Below are 16,302 nucleotides of genomic sequence, written 5' to 3'. Positions count from 1 at the left end.
ATTTATAACCGCAATAGTGGGGTTGAAATTTGAAGCTCTCAATGGGAGTGTATCTATTATAGATTCGTGGGGGCAGGATGAAAACTAAACCAGTAGAGATGATAACATTGCGCCATGCATCGGGAGTGCACGCATCAATTTGTACCTATGGTAGTAGATTACATGCATTTGGGTACTCAGATGATAGCAACGTTATTGTTGCTCCCCGAGATGCACAACAGTACTACCAATTACCTGGTTATGTTGGCGCGACAATAGGCCCTTTAGCGAACCTTGTTCGTGATGGGAAAGTTGAAACTACCCGCAATATTCAGCAGCTGGATGCCAATTATGGACGGCACCATCTACATGGTGGTAAGCATGGAATGGATAAGCAGCATTGGGCAGTGAGATCACAGAATCAGACTGATGTTAGTCTTGAATGGGTAGAGCAGAGTATTGGCCGTTTTACGCTAAATTTTGAAGTTCTGGAGAATGGGCTTGTTATCAGTTATTCGGTTGAAGCGTTCAGAGACTTAATTGTAAATATGACGAATCATGCTTATTTTAATTTAAATAGGGATAGAACGATCCACCGACATCGTTTGCAACTGAATGCACAAAGTATAGTATCTACTGACCATTTTAATATTCCACTGAATGAAATTGAGAATATTACAGGAACTCAGATCGACTTTAGGCGACCTAAAGGGTTAGAATTTTTGCAGTCAGCATCATCAATTAATGAAATAGAAAAGTATCGAGGGTTGAACCACTGTTTTATTTTCCAAAATGGTGAGAATGAGGTCACTCTAATGTCACCTGAAAGTGAGATACCGAACTTAACCATAAAGACGACTAAGCCTGCGGTGCATATTTACTCATCAAACAACAAATTGTTTATTAATAACGAAAGAGATGAAGTTCATGGCGCATTATGCATAGAGCCAATGTATTCATTAGCTGATCAGTTTCAAGGTGATCAAATGCGTTCTTTGGTTGTACAGGGTGCCAAATATTTCGAGCAAGATTCTTACTGCTTTAGTTGCTGAAAAGAAAATAAATAGAGGGATATAGCGTGAGACTTAAATTAGACGGGAAGAATGTAGTTGTAACTGGCGGAGCACAAGGAATAGGTAGAGCCATTGTCGAGAGCTTTCTTGCAGAAGGTGCCAATGTCATTGTCGCAGATATACAACCAAAAGCCGAAGATCTACCAAGTGAAATACACTATTTCCAAGTCGACTTGACACAAGAAGCGAGCATTTCTACGTTTGCTGAAAATTGTCTAGCTACCGTTGGGAATATAGATGTACTCGTTAACAACGCGGGAATAACGGCACCTGCTCCTTTAGAGGATCTGACGTCGGATAGTTGGCAAAAAGTGATGAAAGTCAATTCGGATGCTGTCTATATGACGTCTAGAGCCTTTTACTCACAATTAAAAGCGTCAAAGGGCAATGTTATCACGTTGGCTTCTTTCGCTGGCAAACGAGGAACGTTGTTTGGTAACAATGCATCGTATTCAACTTCTAAGGCTGCTGTTATCGGCTTTACCCGTGCAATGTCGGTAGAGTCCGCTAAGTTTGGTGTCCGTTTTAATGCAGTTGCTCCAGGTGCTGTTTCAACCGATCTAATTAAAGCACTAACGCCTGAGCAGCAACAAAAAGTAACCGATTTGGTTCCTCTTTCTCGGTACGCAGAAGTAGAAGAGGTTGCAGATTTAGTGACATTTATGGCCAGCAGCCGCTGTGCCTATATGACCGGAGAGGTGGTAAATCTCAATGGCGGTCTATACCTTGATTAAGAATATACATGGAGGCTATTTAGTCATGAACAAAACATTACTTACTACTGCTTTTATATCAGTATTATTGTCAGGCACTGTACAAGCACAAACACTCATTGTTGCGGGTTCAGAAGCCGTAGGCTCACTACTTGATAGAATGTCAGTAAAATTTGCTGAAAATGTAAAAGAATACTCAGATAATGAAATAAAAGTAAACCTAATTCGCGGGAATGCGATGGGGACAGCGCCACAGGTTATCCAACAGCATATGATGGGAACGGTGGATATCAACTTTACAAGGCCTGAGTATTTTAGTGAGTATGTGCCAGAGTTTGGTATTTTAAGCTGGGGCTTGGCATTTGAAGATAATGCGCATATGGAGAAATTTTTTGCTAGTGATGCTTTTTCTCAATGGAATGCATCTCTAATTGAAAGTGCCAATGTAAGAATATTGGCCGCAGGACCCGATCAGGCGCGGGTGCTATTTTCGACTAAACCAATTGAAAAAGTTAACCAAATTGAAAAGTTGAAGATCAGGGTTCCACAAATTACCAGTTATTTGCGTTTCTGGCAAAGCACAAAAGCCCAACCTACTCAGGTTGACTGGTCAGAGGTTTTCCTGTCATTAAATAGCGGCTTAGTTGAAGCTGCCGAAGCTGATTATAGTGGTGCTTACTCTCAAAAATTCCATATTGCTGCACCATATATAACCGAAACTGATCATATATTCTCAGCAGTCGATATATCAATTAATGAGATGAAGTATCAAGTGTTAAGTGAAAGCGAGCGAGAAATTGTAAAACGAGCGGCGCAAGATGCAGTAAATTGGTTGACACTTGAAGCTGTCACCGATAGTGAAAAAATGAAGCAAGCGATGATTGCAGAAGGTGCAAAAGTCTTCAGTATCGATCGTAGCCCATTGATCAAGCTTGCGGCAGAGGAAGCGATGACGATGGAAAAAGAAGGCTATTGGCCGAAGGGCACATGGGACACTGTTAAATCGGTACTTTAATGGATTATAGCGGCTAGTGTATCTAGCCGCTAACTGGTGAAATTATGAACTCAACCATTCTAGATAAATTCTTACAGCGTGTAGGCATGATAGAGTGCTCTATAGCAGTATTGTTACTCGCTTTTACTGTGATAGGAATATTGACGCAAGTTGTTTTAAGGACTGTTTTTAATAGTCCAATTGCTTGGATAGAAGAGGCCTTAACGTATGCTTTTATTTGGCTAGTATTTATATCTGCCTCCTATGCATGGAAGAAAAAAGAACATATACGAATAGACGCAATTTTTATTCTGCTTAGTAAGCATCGTAAAGTAACATTGGCGTTAGAAATTTTTGTCAGTTTGTTGATGATAGCTTTGCTATCAACAATGGCAACAAGCCTTCTCGACATAATACCGCTTGAATCAAGAATGAAAACGGTCGCATTGCCAGTAAGGTTGCCTAAATCCTATTTTTATTCCATTCCACTATTTATATCAACAGTTTCTATGCTAATAACGAGTGCCGTATATCTATTTAAAGATTGTCAGCGACTGTTTCAAAGAGAAGGTAAAGAGGTGCTATCATGTCAATAGTTTTCTTATTTGGTATTCTCCTTGTACTTGGAGTTGTCGGCATGCCTATCGCATTTGCCTTGCCTTTGTCTGCGATTATTTTTATAACCATAGAGCCATCATTGCCATTATCAATAGTAGTTCAGAGAATGAGTGTAGGTATCGACAGCTACGTTTTGCTGGCGATTCCGTTATTTATTTTTGCGGGTAACTTGCTTAATGTGGGTGGCTTAGCAGAGCGCATATTTAAGTTTGCCTTGGCATTGGTAGGTCATATCAAGGGAAGTCTCGCACATGTTAATGTTATTGCTAGTGTGATTTTCTCGGGTATGTCTGGTGTTGCTCAAGCAGATGCAGCAGGACTGGGAACCGTTGAAGTAAAGGCAATGACTAAGGCTGGATTTTCTCCCGAGTTTAGTGCAGCTATCACTGCGGCATCGTCTATTATTGGCCCAATCATTCCGCCTAGCGGCATTATGATCATTTATTCTGTTCTGTCAGGAACCTCAATCCCCGAGTTATTCGTAGCAGGTATTATTCCCGGGCTATCGATGGCATTGGTGTTAATGCTAACTGTGTATTATCTTGCTAAGAGCGGTAAGATCCCTTGCCCTGAGTTTAAGCGTCAACCTGTTGCCGATGTATGGCAAGCGTTCAAAGAAGGCTTCTTACCGTTGATGGCACCGGTTTTGTTGATCACGGGAATTTTAACCGGGGTTGCAACTCCGACAGAGCTTGGCGCGTTAACAGTTGCTTACTCAATAATATTAGGGGCCGTGTACAGGGAATTAAACATAGCTAAGTTGCTGCAGGCAGCAAAAGATACGTGTGTGACATGTGGTGCGTTGGTATTTATTATTGCAGCAGCAGTTCCTTTTAGTGCGATTCTAGCCTTGCAAGGTGTACCGCACATGTTAGCAACATTTTTAACCGGTGTTAGTGATAACCCGTTAGTTATCTTACTGATTATCAATATAGCGTTACTAGTGTTAGGTTGTTTGTTGGACACTACAGCTATTATGTTGATTACTGTTCCTATTTTGATGCCCGTTGTTATGGCATTAGGTATAGATCCTGTGCATTTTGGTTTGATTGTAATTATTAACCTTTTGATTGGTACGATAACACCACCGTTTGGTGTCTTACTCTTTGTAATGATGGGAGTTGCAAATGTTAGCTACAACAAAATGTTCTCGGGTATTAAGTTGTTTTATTTACCTTTATTCTTGTTCCTTCTAGTATTAACATACATCCCAGCCTTTTCTCTTTGGCTTCCTGGTTTAATATTTTAGAGTTACGGCAGCCAACAGGCTGCCCTCATTTAAGAGGTTTGATTAACAGTGTCTTCCCAACCGAATAATAGTATTATTGATGGAATTACTTGTCTTCAGGCTTTAGCATCAAGCGATCGCCCTGTGGGTTGTCGTGAACTAAGTCGACAACTGAATCTCCAGCCAATGAAAGTCAATCGGATATTGCAGACGCTGGTATCAATGGGAATTGCGATTCAAGACGAAAAGAAGGCTTACTTACCCGGTCCGGGCATTCATGTTTTGGCGGCTCAAGCGATACATGGTTCATCATTGCTAAGTCAAACTCTCCCAGCAGTTGAAGCAAAGCTACCTTGCGAGCATATCATTTCAGTCGGTGTGTTATGGCAAGATAAAGTGAGCTATTTGGTGCATACAGAACCAGACAAAACGTTTTCGGAAAGCCTTACGCATAATCATCTATACGATGCAACAAAATCGACCATTGGTATTCAATTGCTGTCCAGTAAAAGCGACGATGAAATTGTCGATATTGTTGGTCAGAAACGGTTTGCTTTAATTAAGGATAAAGTCGCTTTTTCACGCATCCACGGTTATAGCAAGCAGTACCATGAAGATCCAAATGAAGTGACCATTGCAATCACCCTCGATGGCAATAGCAGTGCTGCAATCGCATTTTCTCGATTTCAGGATCAAGGTGATGCGCTAATCGATAAACTTGCCGAGCTAAAGGCATTAGCGGTGAAGATATCAGGTAAAGTCTAGGAGTTTAGGTACCAAATATTGATTATATATACTGCCGAGGCCAACGAGAATTGACCTCGGTTTTAGAGGCGATAATCTGCCACAGGTGCATTTGCCCAACGACTAATCGATGACTTTTACACGACCGACATCGCCACTCTCTAAACGCACTTTAATGCCGTGCGGGTGATTGGGCGATTTAGTTAATAGGTCTTTAACAATCCCAGCGGTTAGTGTTCCAGTGCGTTGATCCTTTTTAAGGACAATTTTAACCGCTAATCCTGGGTGAATGTTGGCGCGGTGCGTTCCACTCATTATCTCTACCTTATCTTATCTTATCGTATCTTGTTTTTTGAGTAAGCATTCGTAAATCGAGCGGTTATGCCAGATATGACGCTATATATGATGCTTAGGATACCATCGTGTTCGGCAGTACAAACACGATGGTTTTGCTTGATATATTGCGCGTTTAGTTATGAATGTTTTAACCAAACATCAGCTTTGCCAAGATCTTTCTTTTTACGCTTTTTCTTACCTGTACCTTCAGGTTTTGCCATCGGCTTATTGGCATTTAACATCTCTTGAGTGATGGTTTCATCAAGCTCATACCCTTCGATCTGCTCGCGCTCAAGACGGATCTTGTTCTTCTTTTCGATCACTTTAAAATGATGAAAATCTTCATAATCAATCAGTGATAGGGCAAGGCCGACTTCGCCTGCACGGCCGCTTCGACCAATGCGATGCATGTAGTCAGATGGGCTTCTTGGTAGGTCAAAGTTGATCACGACAGGCAATTTCTCGATATCTAAACCACGAGCCGCAATATCCGTGGCAATTAAAATATCAATTTCACCGGCCTTAAATGCCTCTAGTATACGGGTGCGGTAGCCTTGGCCTTTATCGCCATGAAATACTTCAGCTTCAATACCGCGCTTGTGTAGTTTATCCGCCAAGTGCTCACAGCTATTTTTAGCATTAACGAACACCAGCGCTTGTCGCCATTGGTGCTGTTTGATCAAATGCGCTAACACGGCTGTTTTCTCGCCTTTATTCACATTAAAGACACGTTGTACTACTGTGCTGGCATCATCACTTTGAAGCTGTATTTCAACAGGAGAGTTAAGTAGCGCTTGAGTTAACGATTGCACTTGCTCTGGGAACGTGGCAGAGAATAACAGTGTTTGCTTTTGCTTAGGTAATTGACCAAGCAATTCGGTTAGCTCATCGGTAAAGCCAAGGCTTAGCATTCTATCTGCTTCATCCAGCACTAAGGTTTTTACCTTATCTAGCTTGACCGCATTGCTTGAGATTAAATCAAGTAAGCGACCCGGCGTAGCAACCAAAATATCGGCGCCGCCACGTAAGGCAAGCATTTGAGTATTGGCAGAAACCCCACCAAAAACCGCCACCGTTTTAATGGCACCGTTAAAATGTGCAGCGTAGGATTTAATGCTGTCGGCAACTTGTTTAGCAAGCTCTCGCGTCGGAACCAAAATCAGCCCAGTAACATAGTTACCTTTTCTGCTGTTCGTTGTGTCGGTATGCTTTTGTGTAAAAAGATCTTGTAACATTGGCAGTGCAAAAGCCGCCGTTTTCCCTGAGCCTGTATTTGCACCAGCAATTAAATCACGTCCAGCAAGTACACTTGGGATGACTTGAGCTTGAATTGGCGTAGGCTGTTGATACTCTAACTCGGTTAGGCGAGTCAACAGAGGTTGAATCAAGGCAAGCTCGGTAAAGCTGGTTGGCGTTTTGGCAGTCGTCATGGGGTAAAAAGGCTCTCGCAAAAATTAAGGCGTGCATCTTAGCGTATTTGCGCCCGATGAAGTAGTGCAATGATAGGTCAAATCGACCAGTTAAGGTGTTATATGAACGCAATCCGTATATTTTCATTACAGTGTCACAAGGGTGTAAACGCTAGTCTGGCCGTTAACTTGATGTTCGTCAGTGAGTTGTTATTGTCTTCACTAATAAACGAAAGGCTTCAATTAATTCGCTATCATTGCGTACACCACTAACGCTCGCTCTTATGAAACGATTTTTACTGCTTTTTGAAATAGCGAATGACTCCGAGTTCATCACCGTGATTCCCCTATCATGCAATAGTGAACAGATAGCAGTTGCGCATTTTTGTTTAGGTAATTCAATGAAATAGTGTGGGCTAAACTTGCTTGTTGTATGACTAATTTCATTCAGTAAGGTATCTGTTATCGCTTTTCTACGCAGAATTTCATTTCGTTGATAGGTTAATAGGTTAAATGCAGCCCCACTATTAATCAGCTCCATTGCTGCTTGGTGTGACAGTGGGGAAGACATCCAGCACGTATCTCGAAGTACTTTTGTTGCTTTATGCATTAATGCCGAAGGGAAAACAAGATAACCAGCCCTTAATCCGGGCATAAAAACCTTGCTGAGACTAGAGAAAAATAAGGTGCGCTCTTGTGCATAGAACTGAATCGGCTTTTCTCGGCTTACTGGCAGTAAGCCAAAGACATCATCTTCTAAAATCATAATGTTGTGGTAACGGCAGATCTCGGCAAGTTCAAGTCGGCGTTGTTTTCTCATGACTGTGCCAGTAGGGTTGTGAATTTGTGGGCTTAAGTAAATCGCATTACAAGTGTTACATTCGCAAAAACTCGCGAGCGCCTCAGGTAAAAGTCCCGACTCATCATAAGCTAATCCAACCAGCTTTCTCCCTAGTTGTCGGCAAAGCTGTATGATCCCTGGGTAGGTGAATGCTTCTGAGACAATGGTATCTCCTGAGCAGGTGGAGACCAAAATCGCGCATAATAGCGCGTGTTGAGCCCCGTTTGTGCAGGCAATTTGTTGAACATCGGCTTTAATACCACTGCGAGACAGCCATTGTAAGCCTGCTTCACGGTGTTTAAGGTGGCCTATTTCTGGCCCGTAATCCCCCAGCGAGTCAGTAATACTTGTTGAATCGACGATCGTGGAGAGTGTAGGGATGTCATACTTTTTAAGCGTTTGATGCAAGGCGGGCATGACATCATTTGTCAGGATACTGGAACTTCGCGATAAGTCGTAAAAAGACCTTTCTGGACGATAGTTATGAAACTCTCCTTGATTACTGTTAGTAAGATTATCACTTTTTACGAATGACCCTTTCCCTACGCGAGAAATAATAAGGCCATTTTTTTCTAGTTCGCGGTAGGCTCGACTAACCGTGACGCTGGTCACAAATATTTTGGCGGCTAACTGACGGTGTGGTAACAGCTGTTGGCCTGGTTTTAGCTCATGATCACTAATTTTTTGGGACAAAAATTTAAATATAATTCTGTATTTGGGCTCAAAGCTAGATGACAATGCTGTATTGAGCTTTGATATCATGTCAATTTCCATATTGACCTTTATTCCTATTAATTTCAATAATCTACTCAAGGAAGTATACCAGACATTTCAAACATTTAGGGAAACATGATGAAAGCGAGCCTCTCGATATACGATAAAGGAATAAAACTCAATCGCACTATTCTAATACATCTATTCCTTTATATGCTAGTCTGCTTTTGTTGGGGAACAACATGGATAAGTATTAAGTTTGCCACATTAACAATACCACCACTGACATCAGCAGGATTACGATTTTTGATTGCGTTCCCGTTTTTTTATATTATCTGCCGTATAATGAAGGAGCCAATTTTTTACCCTAAGGGGAAAATGAAGTTCTTTGTATCCATTGTCCTATTATACTTTTCAATCCCATATTTTTTGATTGGCTACGCATCAAAAGATGTTAGTTCAGGGCTTATTTCGTTAATATTTAGCACAATGCCGATTTTTACAATTATATTCTCTTCATTATTTAACGGCGCTAAATTTAATAATCATCAGTTTGCAGGTATTTCAGTCGGCTTTATGTGTCTATTAATGATCATCATTAATCAGGGCATGGAAATTAGCTATAGCAGTTATTTAGGCATTTTCGCTGTATTTTCATCTGCAGCACTGCATGGGCTTTGCTATGTGTTAACCAAAAGACATGGAGAGTCAATCTCTATCTTAACATTTAACACGCTGCCTATTGGAATTGCAGGCTTTGGCATGACGGCATTAGGTTTTATGTTGGAAGACAGCACACTGTCGGCCTTTAGTAACCAGAGTGTTGCTGGTGTTTTTTACCTTGGTATTGTTGCTTCTGTTGGTGGATTTCTGGCCTATTTTTACTTGTTAAAAAAATTAAACCCAACAATTCTTTCCTATGTATTTGTGATATTTCCAGTAGTGGCAATCTATATTGGCGCAAAATATGCGAACGAAGCGGTATCTGATTCATTTGTTTACTTAGTGTTAGTCATGCTAATGGGCGTTGCTTACACTAAGTATCATACGCCGAAGAGTTAATTAAAATGAAGTTAAATGATGTGTTTGATGTAATTGAAGAAGATTGTGAGAGAAAGTACCCTGAAGAAGCGTGTGTTTGCTTTACCATTTCCATTGCAGTACATTGCTCGTTCTCATTTCTCGGCATAAAATGATTATCAAATCCTCATAGTAGTCATTTGATATTTACCCATTATGAAAATTAGTTTTGAACAAGTACAAGCGTTTGTCGCGGTTGCTGATACCGGCTCATTCAGTGCCGCGGCGAAAACCCTTGGTAAGCATCGTACAACACTAGGTCAGGTTATTTCTAATTTGGAGATAGAGATTAACATGAATCTCTTTGATCGCAGTGCGAGATATCCAACCTTAACTGAGCAGGGGAAAGTACTCTATCAACAAGCTAAAGCACTGAATGCCGCCAGTAGTGCTTTTGAGCAACTCTGTTTATACCAAGAAAAAGGCGTAGAGACTGATCTTACTATTTACTATTCAGTGCAACTACCAGAACAATTGATTGCCGATATTATGACGCAGTTACGTGAGCGCTATCAGCAAGTTAAAGTGCATTGGTTAAGAAGTACTAACAGCGACATTCTTTCCGCACTACAAAGGAATGAAGCTGATTTGGCAATTGTTGTCTGCCCGAACGGAAACTCCATAACCTCTATTGATTTTAGGTACTTATCTAATATTCCCTATACCGTTTGCGCAAGCCCAAGCTTTTTAGCAAAAGAGAAGCCTGCAGGTTTTGCAGATCTTCAGTATCTGCATCAACTTGTATTAGATGATTATTATCATAGTGGTATAGCGAGATCGGTTTGTGTATCGAATCATATTCAGCGATTTGACAGTCTACAAGTGTTGTTGCATTTACTGTCGTCCGGTGAAGGGTGGGCGGTACTACCGTCACATTGTGTTGAGCGCGCAATAAAGGCTGGAGAGTTACAAGAACTCTGCTTAGAAGAGTTAAGCACGGCATTACGTTTTCCAGTTGTGTTATGGCAGGCAGTAAAATCGATGGGTCCTGTCGCCTCATACCTTATAGAGTTGATCAAAGCGTACGCAGTTAGTTACGAGAAACTTGATTAGAAGTGAGGGCCTAATGCTCACATCGTGAGTTTGTTGTGCTTTCTAACGACGTTATGATTCTCTCGGTTTCAATCATAACTAACGGAAAAAGACGATGAACTTGAAAGCGATTGCTTTAGGCGTTGCAATGGCGGGAATGACCGCAAGCACCGCGCTAGCTTGTACCTCTATTGCGTGGAATACCGAGAACCATGGTGTTATTACGACGCGTACTAACGACTGGATGGAGTCAACTTTCCCACACCTTGGTGGAATCGTTAAAGGCGATGAGCGCTATATTCATGGTGCCGGTCTTGGTGATAAATACACAGTGAAGTACGACGTGGTCGGCGTGCTTGCCTACGGCGAGTTGGATCTTGTGCATGATGGTGTTAACAGTGAAGGCCTGCAGGTTAACACACTGTTCTATCGTTCAATGACAATGGATCCTGTAACACACCCTAAGCAAGTGACACAATTCACGATGGGCGAGTATTTTCTAACCTCTTTCGCCACTGTTGAAGAAGTGTTAACGGCGTTGCCAACGCTCGATTATGCATCCATGAGCCTTGAAGCGATGCCTGTAGACATCACGCTGCACTGGTCAATTACCGACAAAGGTGGTGACCGTGCCATTATCCAACTTGATCCCGATGGTATTAAAGTCTACCGCGGCGAAGAAGCGGCAGTGATGACGAACGACCCATCAATGCAAGAGCATCTTGATAACTTGGAGAAAGTGAAGCCATCTTGGGAATCGGCTGACCGTAACCTTGAGTTTGGTTCGAACGGCAATAGTGCTTCTCGCAGCCGTTTTGTACACGCGAGTTACTTCCTAAATTGGTTGGACGAGCCAAGCAGTTCGTTAAACGGCATGATGAAATTATCATCAGTCCCTTACCGTGTACCAGCAGATGCCCCATATATGGACTTTGGTCAAGGTATGACGGGTTATGCGACGGAGTGGACGTTGACACAGAGCTTAGAAACTGGTGACAGCGTGTATGAGTACAACTTCGGTGAGCATTGGAATACTGTTCGCTTTAATGTGTACGATCTGATGGGTAAATCGTTCCGTGTTCCATTGTACACGTCTGCAATGGGTGAGCTGGACGCGATTAAGTAAGTCTCTGCTAATTTAAAGAGCCGCTCGATACTTGCCTTAAACAGGGCAAGTATCGTTTTTTGTTATACGGAATCATTGTTACTTACGTTAGCTTGCCCTTCATAATTGATCTATCGACAAAGATAACTCGCCTATTTTTTGAAGCCGATGCGATTACCCTCCGCTCACGACGGCGCGACGAATAATATCCCTTACTGGAATGCCTTGCCGTCATAAAATACCCACTCTCCGCATGGGCATGTTCGAATTACAGTAATAGTCTTGTTCTGATTTAATTGTGTATTTCTGTTGCAAATTAAACCTTGTTGATTTGGTTCTTATTTGGCATGCGTCTATTTTTTGACACTGCTATTTAATGATAGAGGTGTGATTTACATGATAACACTATGCCTGCAGCGCTTATTTATTGTTATGTTAATTATGGTTTGTCGTTTTCGTTATTATGAGATGACGTTTTAGTGACGCTGAATGTTTGTGTGAAGTTTGCATTTAGCGCCGCATTTATTTTATTAAGACATGCTGTTTGTGATGTGGGTTGTGTTATTAATGGTACGCTATACCTGTTAGTGTGAGCACGAATCATAATGATAGGTGTACAGAGTTCATGCTGTTTATATTATTAAATAGTGTTTTAAGTGGTCACTATTTTGAAGGTTTAACAAAAACGTGAAGAGAGTGAGTTTGTGGAGAAGAATAATATTACTGGCCTTAGGTTGCCATTGTCGATAGCCATTATGGCTATTTTGGGTATTACAGGATGTGCATCGGTTGAAGAGCAGCAGGCCGTTGTATGTACGGTTGATGATTCTGGGGTTATAGAGCCAAAAGAGGCCGTCGGGAATGTCAATCAGTTAATTGACGCCTGCGGTACTGAGTTTTATTTTGATTACCGAGATGATCAGATAGCAGATGTCGCAAAAATGTCACGCTATCAAGCTCAATTTGAGCGCATTTCTGAAGATAGTAGTGGGGCATTCTTTAGCCAAAATTCAATCAAAAATGTTCTGGCATCGCAGGTTTCATTGACCTCTCAAGAGGCTATGTTTGCTAGTGACCGCGCCGATATCAGTGATCAGTTTCAGCTAGCTAAGCTGCGCCACTTCCTGAATGCGTATTTAGCAACACTCGATAACTCTTCTAGTGTCTATGTTGTTGGTCATACAGACAGCACAGGCTCGGCTAAGTACAATCAGTTACTGTCTGAACAGCGAGCAAAATTCATTGCTGATGAGCTGGTTAGGCTAGGGCTAGATAGTACTCGTCTCTATTATGAGGGAGTGGGGCAGTCTCAGCCTATTGCAAGCAATGCGACAAAGGCAGGGCGTGAAGCGAATCGCCGTTTTGAACTTTTGGATATTATTAGCAACGGTGAGCCGGTTGATTTCAACGTGGCACGCACCGCAATGGCGAAAAAGCAACGTATTGAAAACGTGCTCAATATGAAGCCTATTAGTGAGCGTCCCGAAGTGCCATCAAAGAAACCAACAGATGGTCGTTTAGGGTTGGGCGGTGTTCCAGCGGCGTCTGCACCAATAGATTTTCAATCCCTTTTAGCGGCGCAGCGTCATTCATTATCTGCCGATGAAACGAATCAGCATATTGCAACATGCATTGAGGTTGAACCAGTATACCGTTCAAAAACAATTAACTATGCCACCGGTGAACCATTGACACACTCGAAAGAGCTATCCAGTGTTGGTAATTTGTTCCGTTCCACTTGGGTAGGACAGGCAGAAAACACACGGGTTAAAATTGGTCCAATAGACATTAAGCGTGAAACGCTGGAATCGGCCACAAGTCCGAAGGTATCATTCTTTATCAACAATGATGGCGGCAGTGAGCAAGTTCCAGATTACATTTACACAACGCACGTTGAAACATATAAAGGCGACAATAGCGTGTTGCTCCGGATGTATCCCGAGCAAAGAAATGCACACATGCTGTGCTCTGATGTCATATTTTCCACTGAAGGTGACGTGACGACTAAGTCAGCAGGGATTTTTTACCGCAATAAGCGAAAAGTGCAGCTTGTCAGAGACATTGATTTTAAACTAGATGGTAGTTAACCTGGTTGTAATTAAACGAGCTGTAATACGCCACAAAAAAAGAGCAGATATTCTGCTCTTTTTTTCGTTACGTTATGTATTCATCGCTGCAGTGGACAATTAATTACGGCTTCTAATGTTTTTTGCTAGTGCCAACTGTTGATTAGCCTTCCGCATTACTTGGTTTGCTAAGCGATCTTTTTTCGCATTGGATAGCTTGTCCGATATCCGCATGTATTGCTCTGCTACATTAGAGCGTAGATTGGTAAGGGGTAAGAAGTCTTCAGGTAAACGCGTGGCGATATTATCAACATTTCGAACTAGCTCATCGAGTTTGGCGACAGAAATATCATCAGAGAGAGTGGCGTTCAGATCTTCAAACCTCTGAAAATAATAGACTTCAGCCGCTTCGTAAGGGAATGGAATGCTATTTCCTTTCTCAATCTCAGCATTGTATTCATTCAGTACAAAAATAGATGATTTCAATCGATTGCCAAATTCGATGAGTTCACTGAGGTCACTGTTATTGGCAAAGAAAAGTTCGCCGATGGTAATAATTATCGTTAGGGCATGCACATCGTCGTTTTTAATCGCAGCTCTATATTGCTCGACAAAGCGATCTGTTGCTGTTGTTGTGGGTGAGAAGATAAGGTCTTTTCGAACTGTTGTTAAGTCGTCTTTAAGTACGTAGACATTGTCTTCTTTATCATCATCACCATAGTTTCCCTTTTCTAGGTGCATATTAATCCGTTGCTGAAGAACATCGACAGTATTTTGCCAACTAGACTCAATATCCGTGGCCAGCCTTTTTAGTGCTTGCGAGTCAGGATACAGTTCATAGGCGTCATTGAACACATCATCAATGGCATAATAGTCAGGAAACTTGCTCTCTCTATTATTCAAAATCGTTTCAACACGTGAGTCAAAGATAGCGATGATCTCTTTTCGGTGCTGCCTGAAGAGCCCATCGCTGATGATCGGATTACTGTTGGATATACTATTGTGTTTTTGAAGCAATGTTTCTGGACTCATTGCTAACCAAGCATTCGTTTGCGCTTGTTCATTCTGATAAAAGGCCACTTGTTCCACAAGCGTTTGATACTTGGTATGTTGATGATGAATACTGACCCCAGCAATAATCATGATCATTAGCGAGATAACACCACAAGCTAAGTATGAAGAGGTCTTTCTTTCAAAACACTTAATTGTCTCTTGAGCAGACAACGGTGAGAGATTGCCTGTTAGGTCGAGCCCGCGTTTTAGTGCTCCCCATATCCCCATAGGTAATTTAGCGAGTTTAGTTAATGTGTAATTCTCGGATTTTGCGATGTTAGAAGGCTTACGGCCAAAAGGGTGTCGGCTAGAAAGCAATTCATATGCGATGCAGTTAAACGCAAACATATCATCTTGCTGAGATGCTTCTTTGCCTTCTAGCAGATTGATTGATGCATAGTTGGGTGTATAGCCGCTTAACGACGAATCTTCTTGTTGTAGTTTTGCTGCGTAAATGTCCGTGTCTTCTTGATAGACCTTGGACACGCCAAAATCAAAAACTTTCACCTCTCCGTTGCGATTAAGCATGATATTGCTTGGTTTAAGGTCGGCATGTACCACATTTTGCTGATGGGCATAATCTAAAGCATGCAGAACTTTTTGAAGGATTTTATAGGCACTTTTAAAGGATAACCCATGAGGGCGTGAACGCTGAATAACCTCTTCAAGTGTTTCACCATCAAGGTATTCCATTACGAGGAAGTAGATTTGTTTATCTACCCCGAAATCATAGATGCGAATAATGTTATGGTGGCTTAATTGTTGCGTATTTTGCGCTTCTCTAAATAGTGATTTTATAACTTCTGGTTGTTCGGCAAACTCTGGTTGAAGTATTTTTAGTGCGACATAAGGTGATTCTGCCCCCGTTTTTTCTAGCAATCTATCCGTGGCTTTGTAAACATCACACATTCCACCGTGGCCGAGAAGGCTTTCAATACAGTAGCGGCCTTTAATTACTTGACCAATAAGTTTTACTGGTTGTTTATTGGTACTGCCAGCCACTTCCGTTTTAGAGATATTTTCTTTGTTATTGGTGATATTGTCTTCACTATTAACAATGTGCGTTTTATCTCCATCGGATTCCTTTTGTATAGATTGAGGTTTCGCTTGGGACATATTAAGGCTCCTATTTATTTAACATACATACTAAGTTTTTATGCGCGATGTCACGGTCAGGTATGTCATTTTTTTAAAGCCACTATACAAAATAGTAAATTGACAAATTTATTTATTACATTTCCCGTCGACGACATGTCAAGAAAATGACGCGGCAATATTTGTCTAGATTGATTAAGCTCGGTTAAATGTAGATAGTAC

14 protein-coding genes are annotated in these 16,302 nt (G+C 41.6%); 10 read left to right on the top strand and 4 right to left on the bottom strand.

The features are described 5' to 3' along the window. Positions 1-77: 77 nt before the first annotated feature. From ACKLNH_RS11195 to ACKLNH_RS11170, 6 genes are read left to right on the top strand one after another with little or no spacing between them, the layout of a single operon-like run. The gene (locus ACKLNH_RS11195; RefSeq protein WP_413112344.1) at positions 78-1,031 is read left to right on the top strand and encodes an aldose epimerase family protein; all 954 of its coding nucleotides are present in this window, start codon (positions 78-80) and stop codon (positions 1,029-1,031) included. A gap of 26 nt (positions 1,032-1,057) precedes the next feature. Beyond that, positions 1,058-1,786 carry an SDR family NAD(P)-dependent oxidoreductase gene (locus ACKLNH_RS11190; protein WP_413112343.1) on the top strand — a complete coding sequence of 243 codons (729 nt, stop codon included), beginning with the start codon at positions 1,058-1,060 and terminating at the stop codon, positions 1,784-1,786. A gap of 25 nt (positions 1,787-1,811) precedes the next feature. Beyond that, positions 1,812-2,780, top strand: a complete 969-nt coding sequence (locus ACKLNH_RS11185; protein ID WP_413112342.1) for a TRAP transporter substrate-binding protein — start codon at positions 1,812-1,814, stop codon at positions 2,778-2,780. Positions 2,781-2,824: 44 nt separating this feature from the next. Next, complete coding sequence (locus tag ACKLNH_RS11180) at positions 2,825-3,355, top strand: TRAP transporter small permease (RefSeq protein ID WP_413112341.1); 531 nt, start codon at positions 2,825-2,827, stop codon at positions 3,353-3,355. After that, positions 3,346-4,626: a TRAP transporter large permease gene (locus ACKLNH_RS11175; protein WP_413112340.1), complete on the top strand. Its 1,281-nt coding sequence runs from the start codon at positions 3,346-3,348 to the stop codon at positions 4,624-4,626. Before ACKLNH_RS11180 ends, ACKLNH_RS11175 begins: the two co-directional genes overlap by 10 nt. A 48-nt stretch (positions 4,627-4,674) precedes the next feature. After that, the gene (locus tag ACKLNH_RS11170) at positions 4,675-5,370 is read left to right on the top strand and encodes a helix-turn-helix domain-containing protein (RefSeq protein ID WP_413112339.1); all 696 of its coding nucleotides are present in this window, start codon (positions 4,675-4,677) and stop codon (positions 5,368-5,370) included. Between the two features lie 102 nt (positions 5,371-5,472). On the opposite strand, the gene ACKLNH_RS11165 is transcribed toward ACKLNH_RS11170, so the two are convergent. The 3 genes from ACKLNH_RS11165 to ACKLNH_RS11155 form a co-directional block, all read right to left on the bottom strand. Further along, positions 5,473-5,664, bottom strand: a complete 192-nt coding sequence (locus ACKLNH_RS11165) for a YwbE family protein (protein WP_413112338.1) — start codon at positions 5,662-5,664, stop codon at positions 5,473-5,475. 158 nt (positions 5,665-5,822) lie between these two features. Then, complete coding sequence (locus tag ACKLNH_RS11160) at positions 5,823-7,115, bottom strand: DEAD/DEAH box helicase (protein WP_413112337.1); 1,293 nt, start codon at positions 7,113-7,115, stop codon at positions 5,823-5,825. A gap of 178 nt (positions 7,116-7,293) precedes the next feature. Continuing rightward, on the bottom strand, positions 7,294-8,697 hold the full coding sequence (locus ACKLNH_RS11155) for an aminotransferase-like domain-containing protein (RefSeq protein WP_413112336.1): 1,404 nt from the start codon (positions 8,695-8,697) through the stop codon (positions 7,294-7,296). Between the two features lie 87 nt (positions 8,698-8,784). Between ACKLNH_RS11155 and ACKLNH_RS11150 the strand changes: the two genes are divergently transcribed. From ACKLNH_RS11150 to ACKLNH_RS11135, 4 genes are all read left to right on the top strand, one after another. After that, a complete protein-coding gene (locus tag ACKLNH_RS11150) occupies positions 8,785-9,711 on the top strand; it encodes a DMT family transporter (RefSeq protein ID WP_413112335.1) in 927 nt (308 codons plus the stop codon). Positions 9,712-9,885: 174 nt separating this feature from the next. Next, a complete protein-coding gene (locus ACKLNH_RS11145) occupies positions 9,886-10,782 on the top strand; it encodes a LysR family transcriptional regulator (protein WP_413112334.1) in 897 nt (298 codons plus the stop codon). Positions 10,783-10,876: 94 nt separating this feature from the next. Then, entirely contained in the window at positions 10,877-11,887 is a 1,011-nt protein-coding gene (locus ACKLNH_RS11140) for a linear amide C-N hydrolase (RefSeq protein WP_413112333.1), read from the top strand. A 683-nt stretch (positions 11,888-12,570) separates the two neighbouring features. Beyond that, complete coding sequence (locus ACKLNH_RS11135; protein ID WP_413112332.1) at positions 12,571-13,953, top strand: OmpA family protein; 1,383 nt, start codon at positions 12,571-12,573, stop codon at positions 13,951-13,953. A 99-nt stretch (positions 13,954-14,052) separates the two neighbouring features. Here the strand turns inward: ACKLNH_RS11135 and ACKLNH_RS11130 are convergent, their stop codons facing one another. Continuing rightward, on the bottom strand, positions 14,053-16,101 hold the full coding sequence (locus ACKLNH_RS11130; protein WP_413112331.1) for a serine/threonine-protein kinase: 2,049 nt from the start codon (positions 16,099-16,101) through the stop codon (positions 14,053-14,055). Between the last annotated feature and the right edge of the window lie 201 nt (positions 16,102-16,302).

It is taken from the genome of Thaumasiovibrio clandestinus (genome assembly GCF_047250365.1).
Lineage (GTDB): Bacteria > Pseudomonadota > Gammaproteobacteria > Enterobacterales > Vibrionaceae > Thaumasiovibrio.
The sequence above is the reverse complement of the archived record's forward strand: the minus strand, read 5'-3'. Positions and strand labels throughout refer to the sequence as shown.